General features: G+C 59.6%; 21 protein-coding genes. 10 read left to right on the top strand and 11 right to left on the bottom strand.

The window, feature by feature from the left end; translation table 11 throughout:
- Positions 1-339 precede the first annotated feature (339 nt).
- A complete protein-coding gene (ccoN, locus tag J3P75_RS13085; protein WP_434710974.1) occupies positions 340-1,767 on the top strand; it encodes a cytochrome-c oxidase, cbb3-type subunit I in 1,428 nt (475 codons plus the stop codon).
- A 10-nt stretch (positions 1,768-1,777) separates the two neighbouring features.
- The gene (locus J3P75_RS13080; protein ID WP_434597991.1) at positions 1,778-1,996 is read left to right on the top strand and encodes a cbb3-type cytochrome c oxidase subunit 3; all 219 of its coding nucleotides are present in this window, start codon (positions 1,778-1,780) and stop codon (positions 1,994-1,996) included.
- A gap of 190 nt (positions 1,997-2,186) precedes the next feature.
- Here J3P75_RS13080 and J3P75_RS13075 read toward each other — a convergent pair whose 3' ends face one another.
- Positions 2,187-2,678: a hypothetical protein gene (locus tag J3P75_RS13075; protein ID WP_434710972.1), complete on the bottom strand. Its 492-nt coding sequence runs from the start codon at positions 2,676-2,678 to the stop codon at positions 2,187-2,189.
- Between the two features lie 235 nt (positions 2,679-2,913).
- Between J3P75_RS13075 and J3P75_RS13070 the strand changes: the two genes are divergently transcribed.
- The 7 genes from J3P75_RS13070 to J3P75_RS13040 all read left to right on the top strand — a co-directional run bounded on the left by J3P75_RS13070 (position 2,914) and on the right by J3P75_RS13040 (position 10,678).
- A complete protein-coding gene (locus J3P75_RS13070; RefSeq protein ID WP_434710970.1) occupies positions 2,914-3,849 on the top strand; it encodes a halovibrin HvnC in 936 nt (311 codons plus the stop codon).
- 63 nt (positions 3,850-3,912) lie between these two features.
- Positions 3,913-4,824 (top strand): halovibrin HvnA, encoded by a 912-nt coding sequence (locus tag J3P75_RS13065; protein ID WP_434710969.1) that lies wholly within the window; start codon positions 3,913-3,915, stop codon positions 4,822-4,824.
- 55 nt (positions 4,825-4,879) lie between these two features.
- Positions 4,880-6,283: a hypothetical protein gene (locus tag J3P75_RS13060; RefSeq protein ID WP_434710967.1), complete on the top strand. Its 1,404-nt coding sequence runs from the start codon at positions 4,880-4,882 to the stop codon at positions 6,281-6,283.
- A 79-nt stretch (positions 6,284-6,362) separates the two neighbouring features.
- Positions 6,363-7,292 carry a halovibrin HvnC gene (locus J3P75_RS13055; protein ID WP_434597981.1) on the top strand — a complete coding sequence of 310 codons (930 nt, stop codon included), beginning with the start codon at positions 6,363-6,365 and terminating at the stop codon, positions 7,290-7,292.
- Complete coding sequence (locus tag J3P75_RS13050; RefSeq protein ID WP_434710965.1) at positions 7,234-7,740, top strand: DUF2599 domain-containing protein; 507 nt, start codon at positions 7,234-7,236, stop codon at positions 7,738-7,740. The genes J3P75_RS13055 and J3P75_RS13050 overlap by 59 nt, the downstream gene beginning before the upstream one ends.
- Before the next feature lie 116 nt (positions 7,741-7,856).
- The gene (locus tag J3P75_RS13045; RefSeq protein ID WP_434710963.1) at positions 7,857-8,579 is read left to right on the top strand and encodes an aspartate/glutamate racemase family protein; all 723 of its coding nucleotides are present in this window, start codon (positions 7,857-7,859) and stop codon (positions 8,577-8,579) included.
- Positions 8,580-8,911: 332 nt separating this feature from the next.
- Positions 8,912-10,678: an Ig-like domain-containing protein gene (locus J3P75_RS13040; RefSeq protein ID WP_434710961.1), complete on the top strand. Its 1,767-nt coding sequence runs from the start codon at positions 8,912-8,914 to the stop codon at positions 10,676-10,678.
- 127 nt (positions 10,679-10,805) lie between these two features.
- On the opposite strand, the gene J3P75_RS13035 is transcribed toward J3P75_RS13040, so the two are convergent.
- The 10 genes from J3P75_RS13035 to J3P75_RS12990 all read right to left on the bottom strand — a co-directional run bounded on the left by J3P75_RS13035 (position 10,806) and on the right by J3P75_RS12990 (position 21,004).
- Positions 10,806-11,786, bottom strand: a complete 981-nt coding sequence (locus tag J3P75_RS13035) for a LysR substrate-binding domain-containing protein (protein ID WP_434710959.1) — start codon at positions 11,784-11,786, stop codon at positions 10,806-10,808.
- Positions 11,787-11,943: 157 nt separating this feature from the next.
- Positions 11,944-12,891 (bottom strand): peptidylprolyl isomerase, encoded by a 948-nt coding sequence (locus J3P75_RS13030; protein WP_434710957.1) that lies wholly within the window; start codon positions 12,889-12,891, stop codon positions 11,944-11,946.
- Positions 12,888-13,358, bottom strand: a complete 471-nt coding sequence (locus tag J3P75_RS13025; RefSeq protein WP_434710955.1) for a YbjN domain-containing protein — start codon at positions 13,356-13,358, stop codon at positions 12,888-12,890. The genes J3P75_RS13030 and J3P75_RS13025 overlap by 4 nt, the downstream gene beginning before the upstream one ends.
- A 17-nt stretch (positions 13,359-13,375) precedes the next feature.
- Complete coding sequence (locus tag J3P75_RS13020; protein WP_434710953.1) at positions 13,376-14,005, bottom strand: DNA repair protein; 630 nt, start codon at positions 14,003-14,005, stop codon at positions 13,376-13,378.
- A 17-nt stretch (positions 14,006-14,022) separates the two neighbouring features.
- Positions 14,023-15,720, bottom strand: coding sequence for a putative porin (locus J3P75_RS13015; protein ID WP_434710951.1), 1,698 nt, complete (start codon positions 15,718-15,720; stop codon positions 14,023-14,025).
- Positions 15,721-15,774: 54 nt separating this feature from the next.
- On the bottom strand, positions 15,775-16,479 hold the full coding sequence (locus tag J3P75_RS13010) for an energy transducer TonB family protein (RefSeq protein ID WP_434710949.1): 705 nt from the start codon (positions 16,477-16,479) through the stop codon (positions 15,775-15,777).
- Between the two features lie 3 nt (positions 16,480-16,482).
- Positions 16,483-16,908 carry an ExbD/TolR family protein gene (locus tag J3P75_RS13005; RefSeq protein ID WP_007915482.1) on the bottom strand — a complete coding sequence of 142 codons (426 nt, stop codon included), beginning with the start codon at positions 16,906-16,908 and terminating at the stop codon, positions 16,483-16,485.
- Between the two features lie 11 nt (positions 16,909-16,919).
- Complete coding sequence (locus J3P75_RS13000; RefSeq protein WP_434710947.1) at positions 16,920-18,719, bottom strand: DUF2341 domain-containing protein; 1,800 nt, start codon at positions 18,717-18,719, stop codon at positions 16,920-16,922.
- A gap of 15 nt (positions 18,720-18,734) precedes the next feature.
- Positions 18,735-20,333, bottom strand: coding sequence for a ShlB/FhaC/HecB family hemolysin secretion/activation protein (locus J3P75_RS12995; RefSeq protein WP_434710945.1), 1,599 nt, complete (start codon positions 20,331-20,333; stop codon positions 18,735-18,737).
- Between the two features lie 59 nt (positions 20,334-20,392).
- Positions 20,393-21,004 carry a transposase gene (locus J3P75_RS12990; protein ID WP_090283170.1) on the bottom strand — a complete coding sequence of 204 codons (612 nt, stop codon included), beginning with the start codon at positions 21,002-21,004 and terminating at the stop codon, positions 20,393-20,395.
- A 907-nt stretch (positions 21,005-21,911) separates the two neighbouring features.
- On the opposite strand from J3P75_RS12990, the gene J3P75_RS12985 reads away from it, so the two are divergent.
- The gene (locus J3P75_RS12985; RefSeq protein ID WP_434710943.1) at positions 21,912-23,537 is read left to right on the top strand and encodes an NADP-dependent glyceraldehyde-3-phosphate dehydrogenase; all 1,626 of its coding nucleotides are present in this window, start codon (positions 21,912-21,914) and stop codon (positions 23,535-23,537) included.
- Positions 23,538-23,584 lie beyond the last annotated feature (47 nt).

Raw genomic sequence — 23,584 nt, 5'->3', positions numbered from 1 at the left:
AAAATGCCCAATCGTTGAGGATACTAAGGGTTTCCCCGGTCTTAGCGTTTCGACTTGTAGGAGTGAGCCTGCTCGCGATAGCGGTGTGTCAGGTTCAGATGGGTTGACTGGTACAGCGCTTTCGCGAGCAGGCTCGCTCCTACAATTGGACCGTGGCAAGGAACAGAAACTACACGAAAACCAGATCAGTCCGCGTCAAACCACCACAGCCCTGCCCCGAATCTGATCCGCACAAACCAGCCATTGCTGAGTCTGTTTTGTTCCCGTCGCAATTCCTACAGTGCAGCCCATGCCAGACCAGGAGGCCTGGCGCGATTTGCAACCGTGGATGAACTGACCATGAGCACAGCAACAATCGGGCAGGCCTATAACTACAAGGTCGTGCGCCAATTCGTCATCGCGACGGTTTTCTGGGGTGTGGTGGGCATGGCGATGGGCGTGTGGATCGCCTCGCAGCTGGTCTGGCCGGAAATGAACCTGAACCTGCCGTGGACCACCTTCGGCCGCTTGCGCCCGCTGCACACCAGCCTGGTGATTTTCGGTTTCGCCGGCAGCGCGCAATTTGCTGCCAGTTACTACGCGGTGCAGCGCACCTGCCAGGTGCGGCTGTACTCGGACACCCTCGCCGCGTTCACTTTCTGGGGCTGGCAATCGGTGATCGTAATCATGCTGGTCACCTTGCCGCTGGGCTACACCACCACCAAGGAATACGCCGAGATCGAATTCTCCGGCGCGGTGTGGATGGCCGTCGTCTGGGTAGCTTACGCCGTGGTGTTTTTCACCACCGTGGTGCAACGCAAGACAAGGCATATCTACGTCGGCAACTGGTTTTTCGGTGCGTTCATTCTGGTGATCGCCATGCTGCATGTGGTCAATCACCTGTCGATTCCGGTGGACTGGTTCAAGTCCTATCCGCTCTATTCCGGCGCCACCGACGCCATGGTGCAATGGTGGTACGGGCACAACGCCGTGGGTTTTTTCCTCACCACCGGATTCCTCGGCATGATGTATTACTTCGTGCCGAAACAGGTCAACCGGCCGGTGTATTCGTATCGTTTGTCGATCGTGCATTTCTGGGCACTGATCACTCTGTACATCTGGGCCGGCCCGCATCATTTGCACTACACCGCCCTGCCCGACTGGGCGCAGTCGCTGGGCATGGCCATGTCGCTGATCCTGTTGGCGCCGAGTTGGGGCGGCATGATCAACGGCATGATGACCCTCTCCGGCGCCTGGCATAAATTGCGCACCGACCCGATCCTGCGCTTTCTGGTGCTGTCGCTGGCGTTCTACGGCATGTCGACGTTCGAAGGACCGATGATGGCGATCAAAACCGTCAACGCCCTCTCCCACTACACCGACTGGACCATCGGCCATGTTCACGCCGGCGCGCTCGGCTGGGTGGCGATGATCACCTTCGGCGCGACTTACCACATGGTGCCGAAAGTCTTCGGCCGGGCGCAGATGCACAGCACCGCGCTGATCAACCTGCACTTCTGGCTCGCGACCATCGGCACCGTGCTGTACATCGCCTCGATGTGGGTCAACGGCATCACTCAGGGCCTGATGTGGCGAGCGATCAACGAGGACGGCACACTGACTTACTCGTTCGTCGAAGCGCTGCAAGCCAGTCATCCGGGCTTCGTCGTGCGCTTCGCTGGCGGGGTGTTTTTCCTGACCGGGATGTTGCTGATGGCCTACAACGTCTGGCGCACGGTACGGGTTGCGGATGTCGCCCTTGCGCAGCGTGAAGCGCAGATCGCCTGAGGTGCCAGTGATGGAAATGTTCTTCGATGGGTTGGTCGTGGTGTTTCTGTGGCTGGCGGTGGAGTACTGCTTGCGCCGGGAGACGGCGGACAGTCTGGATGAGGCGAGCATGGTGCCGTTTGCCGATGATCCGGAGGTGGCGCGGCGGGTGGAATTGGCGACCGGGAAATCAGTGAATGCGGTGGCGCCTGAAGAAGTCAAGCCGGGGTGGATCAACCTCGATATGTGAGGTGTGTCAGCCCGGCTGCCCTCACCCTGGCCCTCTCCCAGAGGGAGAGGGAACTGACCGAGTTGTTTGTTCGGGTTACGCCGACCTGAAATATCAAGTTGAACTCAGGCTTTGAACAGCACTCGATCGGCTCCCTTTCCCCCTCGCCCGCTGGGGGAGAGGGTTGGGGTGAGGGGGTAAGCTTGTGATCTTACCCACGATCCCGCGGAATCAACCCCTGCAACTGCTGCGCAAGAAAATTCGCATCAAACACAAACGTATCCGGATCCTTCAACCCGTTGGTCTTGCGCCACTGCCACTCGCCATTAGGCAGTCCCACCAGCGAAATGCTGCCGTAACGCGCGGCCGTCAGCCCCATCACCGCCAGTGAAATCTGCCCACCACTGCCCATCACATCCGGCACAAACTCCACCGGCTTCCCGGCAATCACGATGCTCAATTTCTCGGTCTTGAACGTCGACGTCTCCACCGGCACGCTCGGCCCGAACGCGATATACGCCTCGCGATTCACCTCCAGCAGATTCGGCGCCTGCACCGGCTCCAGCCATTGCTGGATATCACCAAACAGCGCGGTAATGCGCGTAGCCCATGCCGCCGATTGCGTCTCGAACAGTTGCTTCTTGTGCGCTTCACTGTCGGCGTAATGGCGGAGCATCTCGCCCAGTTGCTGTATGTCGTTCATGAGCAAGCTCCTCGATTGGCCTATGAGTACGGATAGTGGCAGATCGACCGGCCTACGTACGTTTAAGTAATCACCCCATCCTCCTATATCGAGCCCTTTAACCGACAGACGGTTAAAATAAGCAAAAATACCTGTCAGTTCTGACAGTGCGCCGGCCTGCAAAGTTAGCGTTTAATTCATCAACGAGGTGAAGTGCAGCAGAGACGACAAACGGACAGAACGCAGGGAATAGCCAATGAAAATTTTATTTCTTTCCGTTTCAATCGCAGCGCTGCTTGGCTGTGCTCACACGACTACACCGCCACAGATCCAGTCGGTTATCAGCAGTAACGCAGATAGCGCTCTGACGGGACCGCAAGTCGTCGAGTGGTTGAACACCCTTTATAACTCGAAATTTCAGAACTGCCATGAGTCCGCCACCCAGCCCGCATTCCTGTGTTCGGGGATAATTTTTCGAGTCACTGATAAAAAGCCAGGCGAGACTCATCACGTCTGGAACCCCAGTCCTACGTCCGTCAAGAATGGTGGAGTCTCCTTCTCTTACCTGAGGGCCGACTCCAAATACGGTCGACTGGCCTGGGGCCATGGCAACGGATTCATGCTGTACCCGATTTTCGGCGCCCCGCAAGACAAGGTCGATCTCGATGTGTTGTGTTCGTTTCCAATCGATGGCTGGACCTGGAACCGCACCACACCTTGCGGTCATCACGCCTCGTACCCTACCACCAGCCAGCGTTGCCAGAGTTCAGGAGTGTCCACCGCCGAACAGTGGAAAAGCGTCTGGGACAACTCCCCCAATAGCCACCACATTCGGCAATGCGGCTTCGATGTTTCAGAGGCGACCGGCAAGCCGGCCGCAGTGCCGTTCTACCAGTCGGTAAGAGCGCGTGGAATGTTGAGTCAGAACCCCACGCATTTCACTGAACAGAATGAAGTCGTGGTCAGGACATGGCCACAAAATCTGCAAGACACCCTACCGCTCATGGCGTTCTTCTTTATCGCTGGTGGCAGCAATGCCGGCCTTCCGGAAGCCCAGGGCAACCAACAGGATTTCTACAATTCCACCACCCGAAGAATATGGGTACCGGTCATCCGTTTGTTTCCTCCATCGACCCCCACCAGCGAGGCCACGTTCCAGTACGTCGAGTCAGATCAACTGGTCAAGCCTTGAATCCCGGTCAAAGCGAACGGTTCGGAATAGACGTTCTTTATTGTCAATGCGGAGATAGTCGAAATGAAGACCCACACGTTATTGCTAATGCTGTTGCTGTCCTTCGCGGGGTGCAGCAGTTATGAGCAGGTATCACCAATACCACCGGAACAGGCAGCGGGCTCCGTCAGCAGCGTATCAAGCGCTGCACTGAGCGGCGCCGAAGTTGCGACCAACCTGACCGCCCGTTACAACGATGTCAGAACCAACTGCGGTTCAGCCTCCATGCCGGCCTTTCTGTGTCGCGGCATCGTTTTGCGCTCGACTGTTCCGTCAACGGAGTACAAGGCCTGGAATCCAAGCCCGCACTCGCAAAAAAGCGGTGGTGTATCTTTTTCGTACTTGAGCAAGGACGCCAAATTTACCGGCCTCGTGTTTGGCCAGAAGAATGGCTACATCCTCTACCCGGTATTGGCACGGCCGATCGGTACCCGTCAAATCGAAGTGCTCTGCTCTTATCCCCTCGACGGCGCTACACAGCTCAGAGACGCCCCCGGTTGCGGCGCCCATCCCTACTCGCCAGACCGCAGTCGACGTTGCCAGACGATCGGTATCACTACTGCCGAGGGCTGGATAGCGAATCGCCGGAGCAACCAATGGAATATCTGCAGCTTCGATGTACGCGATGCAATGAACAATCAAGGCGCAGATTCTTTCTACCAGACCATCCGCGCGCGCAACTTGGGCGGATTCTTTGCCGGCCAATATGACTATATCGAACTGATTCTGGCGACATGGCCGCAGAACATTCCGAAAGAGTTGCCCATCCAGGCGTTCTTTTATCTTCAAGGAGGCTTGGCGGGCGCCCAGTTCGATCAGAAGGATTTCTTCGATTCAACGGGCGGCAAGGTGGTGCCGATCATAAAGATCGTCCTGCCAACCAGCGCAACCGCCGACGCGCAGTTCATCTACAACGCGGCCGACCAGGTCAAATAACTCAGGTAGCAGGTTTTAGAGACAGGCGTCTGTTGCACGCCATGGGAGGCAAATGATGCACACTCGAACCGATATCGCTCAAACGCTGGATATTGACCCGGTACAGATTCCGGGCTGGGTTTCCCCCGTGGACCACGCAGAAAGTCCCCATGGTGGAATACCACTCCCACTGGTCACCAATGGAAACATCCAGTTGCTCGTAGACCCATGGTTGAATCAGAGTCCCTTTGACGCGGCCCATGTATTGCTTAACGACTCGGAAACCTCGGTCGTTCACAAGATCATTCAGCCAGGCGAAGAGAACAAACGCTTCACACTGGATTTGCCTGCGGCACTTCTTGGCAACGGCATCAATCTCCTGCGTCTTCAAGTGATCCGGATCAGTCAACCCCTTCCCGCAACATCGCTGCCGCTGAAAGTCCTCCACAACACCCCACGCCCCGGTGGAGACGTCGTGGGCAGTGGGGACAACCCGAATCTGATCATGACGCTGCCGACCGACGTCATTGCCGACGGCGTAAATGCCAAACGTGCAGCCGAAGGTGTATTGGTCACGCTGAACTACGTTTTCATGCGGGAAAAAGACGTCGTCACACTCTCTTGTGACGGACGGGATAAACCGCATACGGTAACCGCCGCACAAGCATCTGCGGGCCGTGTGGTGATGACATTGTTCGCCAGCGATTTCTGGCAAGACAACCCGAGATTTGCCCTGCGTTTCAGAGCCACCGACCAACTCGGTAACGCAGCGGGTCCACAGGCCTTCTGGTCAAAAGCGACCCCGGTGGATGTGCATATACGCGGAGAACCGGAGCCGGAACTGGATCTGCTCAAACCCAAAGTACTGGAGGCCAGGGAAGCCGGCGGCACAGTGATTAACTTCATTAAGGATTTTTATAATGCGGAGTTTGCCACGGTTGAAGTCAACTACATCGGTTCACAACCACGTCAGACGGTTAGAGTTAAATGGTTAGGCCGTAACTTCACCTACTTCACTGAAATTCAGACCATTTCAACGATCGGCCAGACATTGTATTTCCGGGTTCCCCGCCTAGAGGTCATCGACATTATCGGCGGTAGTCAAGCCGAGGTGACCTACACGGTCAGAAAGCCCGACACCACCGAAGACATACCCTCCCGCGATCTGGACCTGACAGTCACACCGCAAAAACACTTGCTAGGCGAGCCCACCATCAATTCGGACAGGAGCAATCTGAGGGCTTACTACCCGGACCAGGTACTTGGTGGGGGTTACACGGTACGCATGGCGTTGCATGGCGTCGTTGTTCGCTATGGCGACGAGATCAATATCGTCGAACCGTCATATACCAATATCCCCATCCCATCCGCCTGGATCACCGAAAACCGCGGACGCTCCGTAATTTTCAATTACACGTTGAACCGCACCGGAGCCAATGAGCCACTGATCTTTTCATGGTGCTTGAGGCTGACGCTTTAAGCGATCTCGAAATCAAGGCAAGCCTCACTTTCAAAAGCAGCTCTAACAAGTTGTCCTTAACAAAGACACGGAGACAGTCATGCATAAAATAATCGGATTACTGCTTGTTGCACTTCTGTTCGGCTGTTCACACACCCGGTCTCCACTGCCCGATGCCATAAACATCAACGGAACTCTGGCGTTAGACGGCCCTGCCACGGCGACTTATCTCACCACTCTTTACGCTCGCAAGTTTCCCAACTGCAACAAAGTAGATTCACAGCCTTCGTTCCTGTGCTCGGGGGTGATGATCCGAGTCACGGTCAAAGACCCGAACAACACTTACAAAGTCTGGGAACCCAGTCCCATTTCCGTAACAAGTGGCGGTATTTCTTTTTCCTATCTCCGGGCCGATACCAACTTCGGCCGACTGGCTTGGGGTTACGGCAATGGCTACATCCTTTACCCCGTCCTGGAACGACCCGCCAATACCGATCAACTGCAAGTACTGTGCTCCTACCCAATGGACTCCTGGGGCTGGCATCGCGGTAAAAATGGCGTGTGCATTCCGACCCCTGCACACCCTGAAAGCGGCTACTGCCACAACGCGAATGTAATCACAGCGGAGCAATTCAAAGCAGCCTGGGACAGGGCAACCGTGAACAAAAACCTCCAGCAATGCGGCTTTGACGTACGAGACGAACGCAATATCCTGGCCGCGCCCGCGTTCTATCAGTCGTTGCGCGCCAAGGCAATGCTGGGAGCTACAGGTTTCAACGAACACAACGAAGTCATCATCAAAACCTGGCCAGCAGGCAAGGCCAACACCTTTCCGGTTCTGGCGTTTTTCTACGTTTCCGGAGGAACTGACCCCAAGCCGCTCGCCGATGCCAAGTACAACCAGCGAGACTTTTACAACTCGACCAACCCGAAAAGAGTGGTGCCAATCATTCGAATGGTGCCGGCCAACAGTGCGACAGGAACGGCGACGTTCACCTACGTGGCCGCTGACCAGGAGGTTACTCTATGAAACTGCTTCGGACCGCCCTTCTGTACAGGCATTGGCGCTGACTGGCTTGGGACTCACTACGCCTGTTGTGCAGGCTGTCGATGCACCCACTGCGGTTGACGGTGAAAGCGTCATCGTGATTGTCGAACGCTGTAACAAATACATAGAAAGCGCGTACTGGTTCTATCGGGACTATCAATGGGTACTCGCCATTACCCCTACGACGTGTGCGAGAAGAACTCAGGAGTCAGGCACACCGTTCATCTGGGATGAGTTCACGCGCGACTATTCCAACGGTCACTACTGGGGAAACACCCACGGCATGCGACACCAGTTGATTTGCCATATGGCAATTGCACGGGACAAACCGCAGTGGAACCTCGAACCCTGGCGTCCGGACGTGGGGTATGCCAAGACACTGGAGGCTGGCTGCAATCACGTCGTACCGTTGCCTGAAAAGGCACCGTGACACTTGCGCAAAAGATGAGCGATACAGTTCATCGGGCGCTGGCGTCTGGCCGAGAACCACAGGAGACTTCGGGCATGTCAGGATTTGTTGATCCGTCTCCTGCCCGAGGAACTTCAATGCGCACCATCGGCCTGATCGGCGGCATGAGCTGGGAATCCAGCGCCGAATACTATCGCTTCATCAATCAACAGGTCCGCGATCGCCTCGGCCCTTTGCGCTCGGCGCAATTGCTCATGTACAGCGTCGACTTCGGCCCCGTCGAACAGGCCCAGCACGCCGGACGCTGGGATGATGCCGCGGCCATCCTGGTCGACGCCGCGCGCAGGCTCGAGGCCGGTGGCGCCGATTGCGTGGTGCTGTGTACCAACACCATGCACAAGGTCGCCGAGCAGATTCAGGCAGCGATCCATATTCCGTTTCTGCACATTGCCGAACCGGCAGCCCACGCTGCCTTGTCGATCGATGCGCGCACCGTCGGCCTGCTCGGCACAGCGTTCACGATGGAACAGGATTTCCTCAAGCAACACCTGATCGCTCAGGGCCTGACGGTGCTAGTGCCGGACGAAGCCGAGCGCAAGGACGTGCACCGGATCATCTATGACGAACTCTGCGTCGGCGTGATCAGCGATCAATCGCGGCAAATTTACCAGCGGGTGATCGAATCGCTGACCACACGCGGCGCACAGGCGATCATCCTCGGCTGCACCGAAATCGGCCTGCTGATCAAATCCGAACACAGCGCCCTGCCCTTGCTCGACACCACCGAACTGCATGCGCAGTCGGCGGTGGCATTCGCGTTGGGCGACTGCCTTCGAGGTGGGACTCATTGGAACGTATGAGGTGGATGACAGGGGTTTGGTCGGGCATGGGGATCGGTCCGTGATCGAGGAGTGGCTGATCACGGAAAACCGATAAACCGTTGTCTGGCGAATATCAAACGGTGCTGGCCAGCCGGCTGATGACAGCGCTTTGTCCGCGATATTTTCAGTGAATGCCACCAAGCCTTCGCGAGCAGGCCGGCCACCAAAGCCTTCGAACGACACGCGCTTTGAAGCCGCTCGTCGGAAAACCATCGACACCTGTCAGATATGACAGGTGCGCTTTCCTCCCCTGTAGTGTGAGATCGGCTCTGTCTGATTAGCGGATGATCTGCCATGCCAGGAGCGTCCCCATGGATATCCAGTCCTCGTTTTTCAACCAATTGTTTGTGTTGTATCCGGTCATCATTCAGGGCTGGGTCACACCGGTGAAGCCGGATGGCGTTGCCGATGGCGGGATACCCAAGGCGCTTTACGATAGCCAGCCACAAGGCCTCGAATGTCTGGTTGATCCACCGAACGAAATGCAGCTCGCGTCCTGGACCATGGCCGTTGACGATCGCGTAGACCTTTACATCAACGACGATCCTACCCCGGTAACAGGCAAGACCATTGCCCCAGGCGAGGAGCATCAGCGCGTGCGCTTGTACGTGCCTCATGGAGCACTGAGCCAGGGCGTCAATCGCCTGTGGTACAAGGTCACCCGCGTGAGTGGCAACGCTGAAACGTCGCGCGATCTGTTCGTGCTTTACCATTTGCGCCTGCCAGAGGCGCTGGATCTGGTGATTCCGCCGGATGTTCTACGCGACGGTGTCGGGGCGGAGCGTGCGACGCAAGGAGTGACATTCGGCTTCACCTACAACAACCGACGTCAATATGACACCATCGCGCTCTCGGTCGGCGATACGACATTTCGCTTCGATGTCCCTGACGCGCCGGCTCCGGTCAACCAGACACTGTTCACCGATTTTTTTCAACGCGCCGGCGACAATCCGAGTGCTGTGGCCGAATTCAGAGTGTTTGACCAGTTGGGCAATGCCGTCATGTCAGGCGAGAAGCGTCTCGATATTCACCTTGGCCGCCTGTCGCTACTGGCACCCACCGTGCATGGCATGAACGGCAACCAGTTCAGCCCCACGACTCCGGAGGTTCGCGTGCTGGTGCCGCAAGGCTCATTATTGCCGGGCGACGAATTGACCGTGAAATGGACAGGCGCGACGGCCATCGCTGCTGGCTCCTACACGAGCCCTCCACGTCCGGTCAGCGCCGGGCTGGAAATCGCCGTACCGCGCTCGGTGCTGGCCTACAGCTTGGGCCAGCAGGTCAGTGTCACTTATCTCATCGATCGCGACGGCACTACGACCGAGTCGCCGCCTCTGCTGTTGAACATTTTACCGTTGCCGGCAACGGCGCTGACGGCGCCGAAAATTCTCGAAGCCGATACCAATAATTTTCTTGATGTACTGGCGCTGGGAACCAACGACGCAACTATCCACGCCCTGCTGCACACCTTGATTGAAGCCGGCCAGCCATGCTGGCTGCGTGTGGAGGGCAAAACAGCCGACGGTAGCGCCCATGACCTGACGCTGTGGAACGGCCTCCCAGCCCAGGTCAATTCAACATGGATCAGCCAGGGATTCTGGCCGCAGACGCTGGCCAACAGCTATCTCAGGCAACTGGGGCATGGATCGCAGCTCAAAATCAAATTGAAGGTGGCACTGAACAAGAGCAACGTTGAAGCCGATGCGGAGGTTTTTCCTGAACGGGTTTACACCGTCAAGGCTGCGCTTGAAATGACTATTGATAATTCGCTGATGCGTTTGTATGCGGTGAAGTTGCTGCAAAATTATGGCTGGGGAAGCAAGGAAGTCCCTGGCAATGTCGAGACTCGACAGCCGACCGGAGGTACGGCGCCCTACACTTACCAATCGGATGATCCAGCAGTGGCCTCGGTTGATTCGAATGGAAAAGTAACCGGGCTTAAAAATGGAGCAACAACAATACGTGTCAGCGATCGGTCTGGATCGACAGTGTCGTTTGCGGTGGATGTAAGGGCTGGGGTGAGGGCGAATCCAAAACAAATCCCAAGCCAATCGCCGCTTCTCACCACTCAACAATGAGCGTTAGCTCGAGTGCTCTTGATCTTGCGTCACCGGCGACGTCGGAAGGCTGAGTGGAGGGATTGATCCGGGGGTGGGAGCGCAGAAAGCCATCGCCAGCAGGCTGGCTCCCACAAGTAACCGGTGATCAAGGCTGAAACCATTCGCGCCGTTCAGCAAACGTATGTTGAATGAGCTCGGTAAGCGCCTGTACCTCCGGCAAACCCTCTGACTCAGCACTAACCGCCAACCAAGCCTGCAATTGCATAGGCTCAACAAACAACCCAGGCAACGCAATCAACCCCCGATCAAACCGGCTCATATACGCCGGCAATAACCCGATGCACGCGCTGCAGCGAATCATCTCCAGCATCAATTCATACGAATGCATCTGCACCACCCCGGCCAGGCGCTGCTCGACTAGCTCGTTCCACGGACGAAAGCTGTCGATCTGCCGATCATGCTGCCATTGCACCAACATGAAATCAGCAAGATCGTCCGGCGTTTGCGGGCGCGCGGTCACGCGGGAATAGCGTTTGGCGATGTGAGGCAGGTAATTCAGACAGGCCAGCCGCTGCGGTTCGCAGGTGGCAAAGGTCGGGCCAGGATGCGGGGTTGAGCCGTGGGCGAGCCAGAGAACAATGTCGGCACTGACCGCGCGCAATGACAATTCGCTGTCCAGCGCGATGATTTCCAGACGCACACTGGCGTTGCGCCGCAGCAGCGCGATGAGGTCGCGGCCGAGAATGTCGTGAAGGATCGATTCGGCCACCGCGAGACGAATCAGCGGCTGTTCGATTACGGGGAGTTTGCGTTCGTGGGCCAGGGTGATCAGTCGCGCCTGAAGCTGCTGGCCTTCGCGGGTCAGGCTGAGGGCGCTGCCCTGAAAGCTGAACAGGCTGTGCTGCAATTGTTGTTCAAGTTGCGCGAGTTGTTTGCGCAGCAGTGTCGAGCGCACGTTGAGGCTGCGCGCCGCTTGCATGAAACAGCCGCAGCGGGCGCTGACGAGGAAGTATTGCGCGACTTCGCTGTCGATGGAGGAGGCCTGGCTGAGCCAGGTTTCGGCTTTGGTTTCAGGCGAGCGGTAATCGCTGGTGCCGGCGCGTCCTGCGGGTTCGGTGAATGACATTGATGACTCCCTGTCGATCTATGTTTGTGAATGCTCAACATTCCCTTGTGGGAGCTAGCCTGCTAGCGATTGCGGAGTGTCAGGCGCCGGTAACTTTGCAGGTGCCGGCCCTATCGCTAGCAGGCTAGCTCCCACAGGGTTAAGGGTGAATTTTCGATTAGTGTTTTTCCTCCAGGACTTTGTTGAGTTCGGCGCCGTCGATGCTCAGCGTGGCGGTGTTGAGCATGCCGTCCAGGTATGCTTGGGCGATCTGTTCCTGGCGCTGTGCACGCAGGGCTTGGGTCAGTTGGTCGCGCAGTTCGTCCAGCGTCGCGGTGCGGGCCGGTTGCTGTTCGGTGAGTTTGATCACATGGAAACCGGCGGCGCTTTGCACCGGATCAGACACCGTGCCGACCTTGAGCCGGGCCACGGCGCCTCGCACCTCTGGCACCAGTTGCTGCAACGGTTGCAGCCCGCTATCACCGCCCCGCTCTGCCGTGACACGATCCTGCGAATACTGCGTCGCCAGTGCGGCAAATTCCGTCGGTGCGGCCTGCGCTTTCTTGCTCAATTCAAAGGCTTGTTTGCGCACCGTTTCCAGCGTCGAAGCGTCGCTGACGCCAAGGAAAATCTGACTGACCCGATACAGCGCCGGCGTCTGCCAATTGGCCTTGCCCGCGTCGTAGGCCTGCTGGATCTCAGCCGCACTCGGATAGTCCGCTGGCACCTGACTCACCGAGCGCAGGTAATCACGAAAGACAATCTGCTCAGTCGCCGCACGGGTCTGGCGCACGATATCGGGGCGCTGCGCCCAGCCTTGCGCGTCGGCCTGTTCCAACACCGCTTTCTCGGCCAGCCGCGCACGAATCCAGCGCTCCAGCGCCTCCCGATTGCCGCGCAGTTGCTCGCGAGCTTCGGGCGCAACGGTCGCCAGCAACCCCTGAAGTTCCTCAGGGGTTACCTGCTGATTCCCCAACCGCGCCACCGCAGGTCCCGCAGTAACCGCCGCCAACGGCGACGATTGCTGGGCGGCAACCGGGTCAGAGCCCGGGCGCAGCACCAGCGCCACGGCCACTACCAACAGCGCCACCGCAGCGGCGCTGATCACCATGGCAGGCTTTTTCACAGCGCGACTTCCTCTTGCTCGGCGACTTCCGCTTTGCCGGTCGATGCCTGCGCGGCCTGACTGAAATCACGCAGGTAGACGATGAATTCCTGCAACAGTCGATCCCACAATTCGAGGTTGCCGCGCAGGTGATCGTGGCTGACGCCAGCGGCCAGCACCACGTCCATTTCCATCACCAGAAACTCGCCCTGCAACGACAACCGCGCAAAGCGCCGCGTGGCGTTCCACTGTTCGGCCACACCCGGCGGCAGCTCGCCTTGCACGCGCAATGCACAGCTGAAGGTGAAGTCGACGTAGCTGCCCTGCTCCACCGCCGGGTTGCCGAAACGCACGGCGTAGCCGATGCCCTGGCTGGCGCTGAGCAACTGGACGATGCCGTTCTGCTCGGTCTGGTTGACGCGGTAACCGGCGGCTTGCAGCACCTCGGTCAGGGATTGTGGCGATACGTGGCTGATCAATTGAGTCATGGCTGCTTCCTTGTCTGTCAGTGGGCGCGCGCGGCTTGCGGCGCGTCGAATTGAGTTTTGTAGAGATCGTCACCGAAGCCTTGAGCCAATTCATCGAACTTGACCCGCGCACTGCCTGCGAAGGGCTGGCGGATTTTCATCACCTCGGCGACGTCGATGTTTTCGTAGGCCGTGAGGATCTGCTTGGCGACGCCGTACATCTGTTGATTCTTGGCTGAACATTGCTGCACTTGTGTGTCACGTTCGCTCAATTGCGCCTCAAGCCTGGCGCGTTCCGCCTCTTTGCCGCGGGCCATGACCAACAAATCGTCATAGGCCTTCTTGAACTTGCCGGTCTGCTCGACGCTGGCCGCCACTTGCGCCTGGGCCTGGCTGTGCAGGCTCTGTTGCTGGCCGGCGAGCTGTTCGGCCAGGCCTTGGGCCTTGGCCAGTTCCGCCGTCAGCTGCTTGATCTGCGCCTGCGCCGCCTTGGCTTCGTTCTGCGCCGCCAGTTGCGCGGCGCTGGCCTGGGCCTGCTGACTTTGCAGGGCCTGAAGCTGCTGGGTGGTGCTGCGCAATTGCGTGCGCAGGCGTTCCTCCATGCCTTCGGCATGCGCGCCAGTGGCGACCAACAGGCCGAGCCCGAGCAACACGAATCGCGATTTCATAAGCCTCTCCCGGCGCCTTAGAAGCGCGTGTTGATCTCAAGCTGCAAGACGTCGATATCGTAAGGCGCGCCGTACACCGCCTCGGTGCTCATCCAGCGACCGGTGGCGTACACGTTCTTCGCCAGACCGTAGTTGCCGCCGAGGAAATAGCCCTTGGCGTTAGTGCCGCCGAGGTGGAACGACGAGTCGTTGAAGCCGTCCGGCAAGGCATCCGGCTGAATGTATTTGTAGCCGGCGAACATGTTCCAGTCGCCCTGCTTTTTCAGGTCCAGCGCGCTGCCGAGGGTGAACTGCACCATCCATGCGTTGGCGCCGCTTTCGAGGTCGCCGTTGCTGTCGAGGTTGTTGACGATCTGCCCGGCCGAACGCCTGCGCATGTCGCCCTCGTTGTAGGCGAGGTTGTGGATGAAGTTGCCCTGGCTGCGCAGTTTGAAATCTTCCGGCAGGTCGGCGTCCCAGACCACGTTGAGATCGAGCAGATTGAATTCCGAGGCGAGGCCGACGAATTGCGGTTGCGGCGTGGTCGTCGGATTGAGCGGGTTCGGCGTAATGTCGCGCAGCAGGAACACGCTGTTGCCCTTCTGCATGAATGCCGCGCGGCTGCCATCGCTGTCGCAGCCGGGCGCGCCGGCCCACGGTTCGCAAGGCGCCGAGCGCTGGCCTTCAATATCGTCGAAGCGGTAATAGGCCAATGCGCCCTTCAAGCGGTTGTTGCTGTTGATCGCCCATTTGGCGCCGATCTGCGCACCGTACAGCCACTTGTTGTCGCTCTCTTCCTTGTCGAAACCGTTGCTGCTGGCGGTGTCGTTGGTGTAGTCGACCGGGAACGCGCCGACGGTGCCGAACACGCCCCAGTCGCGGTTGAGCTTGTGATCGAACAGCGCTGCGACGCCGTCGAAATTCAAGTCGTTGGAATAGAGCATGTCGGTGGACATGAACGGGTTGGCGAAGCGCCCGCCGGTCAGGGTCAGCTCATCGGTAGGCTTCCAGTTCAGGTAACCCTGATCGAGCCAGATGTCCTTCTTGGCGAAACCGCCGCCGAGGTTTTGCGTGGTCGAGACCGGGTTGTTGTCCGAGCCGGTGCCGATGCGAATGCCGGCGGTCCATTGCGGCGAGATCTCGGCTTTCATGCCCAGCCGCGCGCGAATGCGGAACTGGTTGGTGCGGTCTTCGCGGGTGTTGAGCAGCGGCGGCAGGCTGGTGCTGCTGTTGGGATTGACGTCGTACGGGCCGTTGTTGTTGAGCTTGGCGAAGTCGACGATCTCGTTGCTGTTGCTGTCCGAGTAGTAGCGCGATTCGTTGCGCAGGCGGATATCACCGTCGAAGCTGATGCGCGAGGCCCACTCGGGAAAGGTATTGGGTGCCGCCCAGTTTTCCTGTTTGGCGGTGGCCATGACCTCGGCTTTGACCTGATCGCGAATCTGATCACGCACCGCCGCCGGCACGTACTGCACCCGGACATCGCCCGGGGCGGCGACCGGTCCGGCCGCAACCGCCGTGGTCGCGGCGGCCTGCTTGGCCTGGACGGCCTCGTTCTGCGCCTGAGCGATCAAAGCATCGGCCTTGTCCTGTTTGAGAATGCCCTGCTCGACCAGCAAGCGGATCAGATTGATCGTGGCGTTCTCCGACGGTGCCGGCGCGGCCACGGCCTGACCGACCAGGGTCGCAACGACCATGCCGACCGCCAGGGACAATCGATTCACATTGGAAATCATCTGCACACAACTCCTTTTGGCCAAGCTCGAAGGCTTGGCAATAAACAGGCTGGGTTAACCCGGACGCCGTCCTTGCAAGGACAGGCGCACGGGCAAAGTGATCGAGGCCGGAGGCCGTTCGCTGAGAGCCGGCGCGCCACGCAGCGCGGCCAGCACCTGGGTATCGATTTGCGGGTTGCCGCTGGACTTGATCAGCTCGACGCGGGTGATCTCGCCGACGCTGCTCAGCCACACATCCGCCTGCAGCGAGAACGCGAGGTTGCGCAGCTCCGGGTTTTCACGCAGCAAGCGCTGGAAGGTGAACGCGAGGAACTGGCTGTAGGTGCCGGTACCCAAACGCCCGCCGCCGGCCCCGGCCATGCCGCCGCCCTTGCCCGCGCCGATGTTGAAGGCGTCGTTGCCGCTTTGCGCATCGCCGTCCATTTGCATCGGGTTGGCCAGATCGTCCGCCGGCGATGGCGGCGCTTCTTCTTCGGGCTTGACCTCTTGCGGCTCAGGCGTTGGCTCGGGCTCGACGACTTTTTCTTCCACCGGGGTTTCCGGCTCCGGCGGTTTTTCCGGCGGCGGGGGTGGCGGTGGCGGCAACGGAATGATCGTCGGCACCTTCGGCGCTTCACGGCGCACGCCGGCCATGTCGTTGGCCCACTGCCAGAGGAACCACGCAGCCAGTGCAGCGATAAGCAAACCGGCGCCCCACTTGGCATAACGCAGCGGAGACTTCTTCACCGGCAAGGGCTCGATCGGAAGTTGTGCAGTCATGACTCAGCCCTGACTCGGTTTGCCGGTGACGAGACCGACCTGGGACAGTTCGAGCCGGCGCAACAGATCCAGCACTTCGATGACTTTCTGGTACTGCACCGTCGCATCGCCGCGCACGATCACCGGGAAATCCGGGCTCTGCGCTTTCTCGATGCGCAGGCGCTCTTCCAGCTCGGCGAGGGTCACCGGGTAGGCATCAAGAAACACCTGACCGCCGTCATTTACCGAAATCGCCTTGGTCTTGGCCTCCGACAGCGACACCGAGGCGCTAGCCTTGGGCAGGTTGATCTGGATCCCGGAGACCTGCGCGGTGGCGGTGAGGATGAACATCACCAGCACCACCATCAGCACGTCGACCAGCGGCGTGATGTTGATGCTGTCCACTGCGGCATCTTCGTCATCGTCGTGGGAGGCATTTACGGACGCCATGTCAGTGCTCCTCAGGCCGGTACGGAATGGTTGGCGTGATGGCCGCGCGCATGCGTGGATTCACTGAACTGGCTCTCGCCGTGCATCTCCGCCAGACGGGTGATGAACTCGTCGACGAACACGCGCATGTCGGCGCTGACTTCCTTGTTGCGGGTGATCAGGCGGTTGTAGCCAAACAGCGCCGGGATCGCGACGAACAGGCCCATGGCGGTGGCGAGCAAGGCCGCGGCCATGCCCGGTGCGATCGCATTGATGTTGACGTCACCGGCCATCGCCGTGCCGAGGAACACCACCATGATCCCCAGCACCGTGCCGAGCAGGCCGATGTACGGCCCACCGGCGATGGCGTTGGACAAGGTCGAAAGCTTCGAACTCAGTTGCTGGTTTTCACGGGTGCGCACGCCGTCCATCGAGCAGCGGATGGCTTCGATGGTCGCGGCAGACACCGACGAGGTATCGGCGCCCTGCTCGCGGCGGGTGCGGATCTCTTTGACCGCCACCAGATACAAGCGCCACAGCGAAGAATGCTGCAGGCGCTGGGCAAGTTGCGCGTCGTCGGCGAACATTTCCAGACGCGTGCCGACCTTGGCGAACTGCGTGCGGAAGTCTTCGTTGGCGGCAGACACGCGGCTGAGGCTACGGTTCTTGCGCAGCATGATGATCCACGACTGGAACATCATCAGCACCAGCACGGCGATGATCACCCAGGCGTCCACCGGCACCGCATTGAGCAGGAAACCGAGGCTGCCGAAACCGAATCCGGACTGTTCTTCATCGACGCCGTACACCACCAGTTTCGACTCGGCGCCCTGCGAAGTGGCGTCGGCCAACAGCAGCGCGGCGGGACGGGCGACTTTCGACAGGCGCAGTTCATCGATAGCGCCTACGAACGGCTGGAACGGCCCTTCATGCAGATCGGCACCGATGGCCATGACCGAGTTGAACGCCGGCAGCGCCTGGGCCAACGCAGCGCTCTCGCGACCATTGATGTACAGGGTGACTTTCGAACCCTCGGCGGTCAGCGCGACGTGTTGCCATTGCGCTGGCGTCAGCGCCTGGGTAGCAGCAGCGCGTTGGCCGTCGATTTCCACGAACGGCAGACCTTGGCTAACGCCGATCAGCAGACTTTGCGAACCTTCGCGGCGAGCCAGAATCAGTTGCTCGCCACTGGCCTGATCCAGACGCAGCCAGGCGCTGAAGGTGAACGCGCTGCCAGCATTGTGTTGCAGCGACGGACTGGCCGGCAGCAGCAACGGCTGACCGCTGAACAGCAAGGCACGCCCGACTACGCCGTCAATCGCAGCACCGGTCGCGCTTTGTGCGGTGTTGCCGTAAGCGGTGGTGTCTTTGGCCGGCGTGCCAGTGGCACCGTCGAAGTGGTAGAGCGCGGTGTAATTCGGATCAAAAGTCAGCTGGCCGTTGCCGGTCGCCGGCGCCTTCTGATTGCCGTAATACATCCAGATGTCCTGACGCTGCCCGCCCTCGACGTTCGGCACGTCGACCCAGATCAGCGCCATGCCCATCAGCGCGTCGAAGCTTTCGATCTGATGGTTGAGCACGGTTTTGTCATCGGCGGCGACAAAGCGCAGGTCCGAGCCGTCCTCTTTCACCCCGTCAAAGGTGAAGTTGCCGGTGTGCAAACGCACCAGCAGTGCCGTGCGACCGAGCGCCTGATTGATCGCCGCGCCTTGCGGCGTGGTATCGACGGCGATCTGTTTGCGGTAATGCCAGTCGTCCTGCCACCAGGCCTGAGCCGTGGCCGGGAGCACGAAGCCCAGGCAGATCAACAGGGAAAGAATGAGGCGCTGCATGAAAAGTGCTCCTGATTAGAAAGTGGCCTGAAGGTTGAAGTGCAGGCGCGATTCCTGTTTCGAGGTGTTCGGCCCTTCGAGTAGCGGGTAGCCCCAGTCGAGGCTGCCGGACAGCCATTTACTCAGGCTGGCGCGGGTGCCGAGGCCGACACTGGCCAGGGCGTAATTGGCGTCCTGATCTGGCAGTTCGTCGCGCAGATAGAGTTGCGCGCCTTCTGCAAAGGCGTAGAAGCGCCAGTCCTGCATCCAGGTGCCGGAGAATTTCGCCAGCGACGGCGTGCGCAGTTCCTGACTGAGCAGGTAACCGTCATCCGCGGTGCGTTCGGCAGCCAGATAGCCGCGCACCGAAGTCGCGCCGCCGGCGGAGAATTGTTCGTTGGAAACCAGTGGGCCCGAGGCCAGTTGGAACGCCGCTTTGGTCGCGCTCTGCCAATCGCTGTCGAAGGTCCAGGTGTAGTTGGTGTCGCCCTTGAGCACGGCGAAGCTCGGTTTGGCGCGGTAGCGTTTGTAGTCGAAATCTTCGTCGGAACTGCCGTAGCCGAAAATGCTGCGCGTGGCCGCGACGAGGCTCAAACCGAGGCCGAGCTGACTTTTTTCGCTGTAGCGATAGCCGTTGTAGGCGAAGGTGAACGGCGCGTATTGCAGCGGGACCTTGTCGCTCTCGCCGGACAGGGTCAGGCGCTCGTCGAAGTCCTTGAAGTCGATACCGGCCGACAGCGAGTTCGACCAGTTGCCGCTCGACGGCAGCGTATAAATCGCCGCAACGCCGTAGCTGTGGCCCTTGCCGAGCACGTTGCTGCCACCGATGGTGGCGACGTTGCTGTCGGACTGGTAACCGGAAAGCTGCACACTCCAGCGCTCGGTCAGCGGCGCGGTGTAGGAGCCCGACCAGACTTTGGCGTTGTCGGTTTCCTGCGGCGCGGTGAAAAACGTCAGGTTGACACTGTGGCCGAGCTGCCAGAGGTTGTTGTAGCCGAGGCTGGTGACGGTGCGCAGTTTTTCAGTGTCGGCGCTGTAATCATTGTTGAGTCCGACGCTGGCGGTCCACGGGTTCTGGTCCTGCACCTGCAGATCGACGTCCATGGTGCCAGGGCGCTGACCTTCGCGCACCAGTGGAATCACCTGGCGGCCCGGCGTCTTGTTGAGCTGCGCCAGTTCACCCTGAACCTTGGCAAAGTCCGGCACCTCGCCTTCCTTCAATGCCGGCACGTTGTCGCGAATGTCCAGCGGGGAATAGTGTTTCGCGCCGACCACGCGCACCCGGCCAACCTTGGTTTCGCTGACTTGCAGATAGACGATGCCGTCAGCCACGGCTTGCTCCGGCAGCTCGACGAACACCGACTGATAACCGCGCTCCTGATAAGCCTTCTGCAACGCGTCGCGCGCACCTTCGATATCGCTGAGGGCTTTTTGCGGGCCGAGAAACGGATACACCGCTTCTTCGATCGCCCGCGCATCGAGCACGGTATTGCCACGCACGAAGTATTCGTTGACGTCGACCAGACGCGGCGCGGCGGCGTTGGCTGCGCCCTCTTCGGCCAGCACCGGCTGCACGCCCGCCGTCACCAGCAGCCAGCCGCACAGCGCCAGCCGTGACTTGAAAATCGGTTCCACACTACCCCCTGAATTCGCGATGACCTGTTGGCGCTTCAGCGCCCGGTGTGTTGCCGCTGTTAGTTGCCGACGTGCGGGGCGCAGGCGTGTTTGCCCAGCCAGGTGTGCAACAGCGCGAAGTTCAAGGAGAACTCGGGCATTTGCAGCAACGCACCGCAGAACACTTCGCCGATGATTTTCTGAATGAGCAGCACCGCGCGCGGCTCGTTGAGCAGCGTGGCGATGTCGCGACTGAGGGCGCTGAAGCTCCAGACTTTCTGGTTCAGACCGAGGCCGACGAACCAGCGGAACAGCAGGTTGTAATTGAGCTGTTCGTAGAGCTGCTGTTCGCTGGGCACCGAATACAGCAGTTGCAAAAGCAGGATGTGCATCACCGTTTGCGCCGGAATCAACATGCCCGGCTCGGCATTCAGGTCGTGCAGGAGTTCGCGGTGGGCATCAAGCAGATCGTCGATCTGCGGACGCAGCAAGACCAGCGAATGCCCCGGCGGAATGTAACTCGACACCTCTTTCAAAGCGCCCTGCCAGTCATCCTGCGAAACAATCCAGACCCACGGCGCGCCGTAGCGATACACCGACACCGGCTTCTTGCGCGCCGCCTCGACGATCTTCGACAAGCGTTGATCGAGCTCCTGCATGCCCACTTTCGAATAGCGTTCCATAGTCCCCATTGCCTCACTCCCGGCGTCCCGCCTCGGCTTGCAAAGTGCACCCCGAAGGGCCCCTCAAGCGCGTTACATAGGCATGACCGGACTGGCTATGTGCTACCGAACTTTTGTCATGAAAGCTTCATTAAGGGAGATGGGTTGGCGAGGATTTCAGGCATATGAAAAACGAATGTGGGAGCTGCAGATAAAAGCCCCTCACCCTAGCCCTCTCCCAGAGGGAGAGGGAACTGACCGAGGTGGATGTAATAGGTACGCCGACATGAAATACCGAGTCGTACGCAAACTTCGAAGCCAATCGAGATCGGCTCCCTCTCCAGGGGGAGAGGGCTGGGGAGGGGCGAATCCACCGCAAATCCCAAGCCAACCACCCGCTTCTAACCACTCAACAATGAGCGCCAGCTCGAGTGCTTTTGATCTTGATCTTGCGTCACCGGCGACGTCGGAAGGCTGAGCGGAGGGATTGATCAGGGCGTGGGAGCGCAGCGACCGTACGACGAAGTCGTACACAGCGGAAGTAGGTGCAGCGAAGCAAACCGTAGCCGCTGCGCCCGGATCGGTCCCGGAGCGAAGGGACCCGAGCCTGCGAGGGCCGTACGTAGGAGCAAGCGTTTTGGTTCCTTTTTGGCGTCTGAAAAAGGGACTCGCCGTAAGGGCGAAACCGCCAGCCGCAGCACCCGAAGCAACGGATATGTACCCAAAACCAAAAAACTCAGCGCCTGAAAGAAAGCCATCGCCAGCAGGCTGGCTCCCACAATGGAACCGACTCCATCAGCCAGAGCCCGGCCCCCTCTGCCCCATACCTGCGCGTGACATTTGCGTGACATTCGCGGGTTTAAATCCCGGCGCATTCAGGCGTATAACCTGTACAGACTTTTTGAGCTGCATGCAGACATCAACACGGGGAAGCGACATGACCACAGCAAACATCCTTGGCAACCTGTTCCCTTCTGTCAGCGACATCCCGGAAAAATACCGTCTCGACGCTCAGGTCGAGCAGCGTGAATACCTCGTCGACGGTGAATTGCATCGCTGGGACGGCCCGCTCGCGCAAGTGCGCAGCCCGGTCTATCTGCAAGGTGCCAACGGCGACGAACAAGTGATTCTCGGCAGCACGCCGCTGCTCGACGCTGAAACCGCCCTCACCGCCCTCGACGCTGCAGTCCGCGCCTACGACCGTGGTCAGGGCCTGTGGCCGACGATGCGCGTGGCGGAGCGTATCCAGCATGTCGAAGCCTTCCTCGGGCGCATGCGTCAGCAGCGCGACGCCGTGGTGAAACTGCTGATGTGGGAAATCGGCAAGAACCTCAAGGATTCGGAAAAGGAATTCGACCGCACCTGCGATTACATCGTCGACACCATCAATGCACTCAAGGAACTCGACCGCCGCTCCAGCCGTTTCGAACTGGAACAGGACACCCTCGGCCAGATCCGCCGCGTGCCGCTCGGCGTCGCCTTGTGCATGGGCCCTTATAACTATCCGCTGAACGAAACCTTCACCACGCTGATTCCGGCGCTGATCATGGGCAACACCGTGGTGTTCAAACCGGCCAAGCTCGGCGTGCTGCTGATCCGCCCGTTGCTCGAAGCCTTCCGCGACAGCTTCCCCTCTGGCGTGATCAACGTGATCTACGGCAGCGGCCGCGAAACCGTCAGCGCGCTGATGGCCAGCGGCAAGATCGACATCTTTGCCTTCATCGGCACCAACAAAGCCGCCAGCGACCTGAAAAAACTGCATCCCAAGCCGCACCGCTTGCGTGCCGCGCTGGGTCTGGACGCGAAGAACCCGGGTATCGTCCTGCCGGAAGTCGATCTCGATAACGCCGTCAGCGAAGCGCTCACCGGCTCGCTGTCGTTCAACGGCCAGCGTTGCACCGCGCTGAAGATCCTCTTCGTCCACGAAGACGTGGTCGACAGCTTCATCGAAAAATTCAACGCCAGACTGGCCACCCTGAAACCGGGCATGCCGTGGGACAGTGGCGTCGCGCTCACGCCGCTGCCGGAGTCGGGCAAGGTTGATTATCTGCACGGACTGGTCGCCGATGCGCGCAGCAAGGGTGCCGAAGTGGTCAACCCGCATGGCGGCGAGGCCCGCGCGTCATTCTTCTACCCGGCGGTGCTGTACCCGGTGAACCCGCAGATGCGCGTCTATCAGGAAGAGCAGTTCGGCCCGGTGGTGCCGATCGTGCCGTACCGTCACCTCGATACTGTCATTGACTATGTGCTGGAATCGGACTTCGGCCAGCAGCTGAGCATTTTCGGCACCAACCCGGTAGCGGTCGGTCGGCTGGTCGATACGTTTGCCAACCAGGTCGGGCGGATCAACCTCAACGCGCAGTGCCAGCGCGGCCCGGACACCTACCCGTTCAACGGCCGCAAGAATTCCGCCGAAGGCACGCTGTCGGTTCACGATGCGTTGCGGGTGTTTTCGATCCGTACACTGGTGGCGACCAAGTTCCAGGAAAGCAACAAGGATCTGATCAGCGAGATCATTCGCGGGCGTGACTCGAGCTTCCTGACCACCGACTACATCTTCTGATCCACGCTCAACGGGCCTGATCCAGGTCAGCGAGCGCCCGGCCAATC

Source organism: Pseudomonas sp. R1-1 (genome assembly GCF_051132135.1).
Taxonomy (GTDB): Bacteria; Pseudomonadota; Gammaproteobacteria; order Pseudomonadales; family Pseudomonadaceae; genus Aquipseudomonas.
This window is presented reverse-complemented; position numbering and strand designations above follow the sequence as displayed.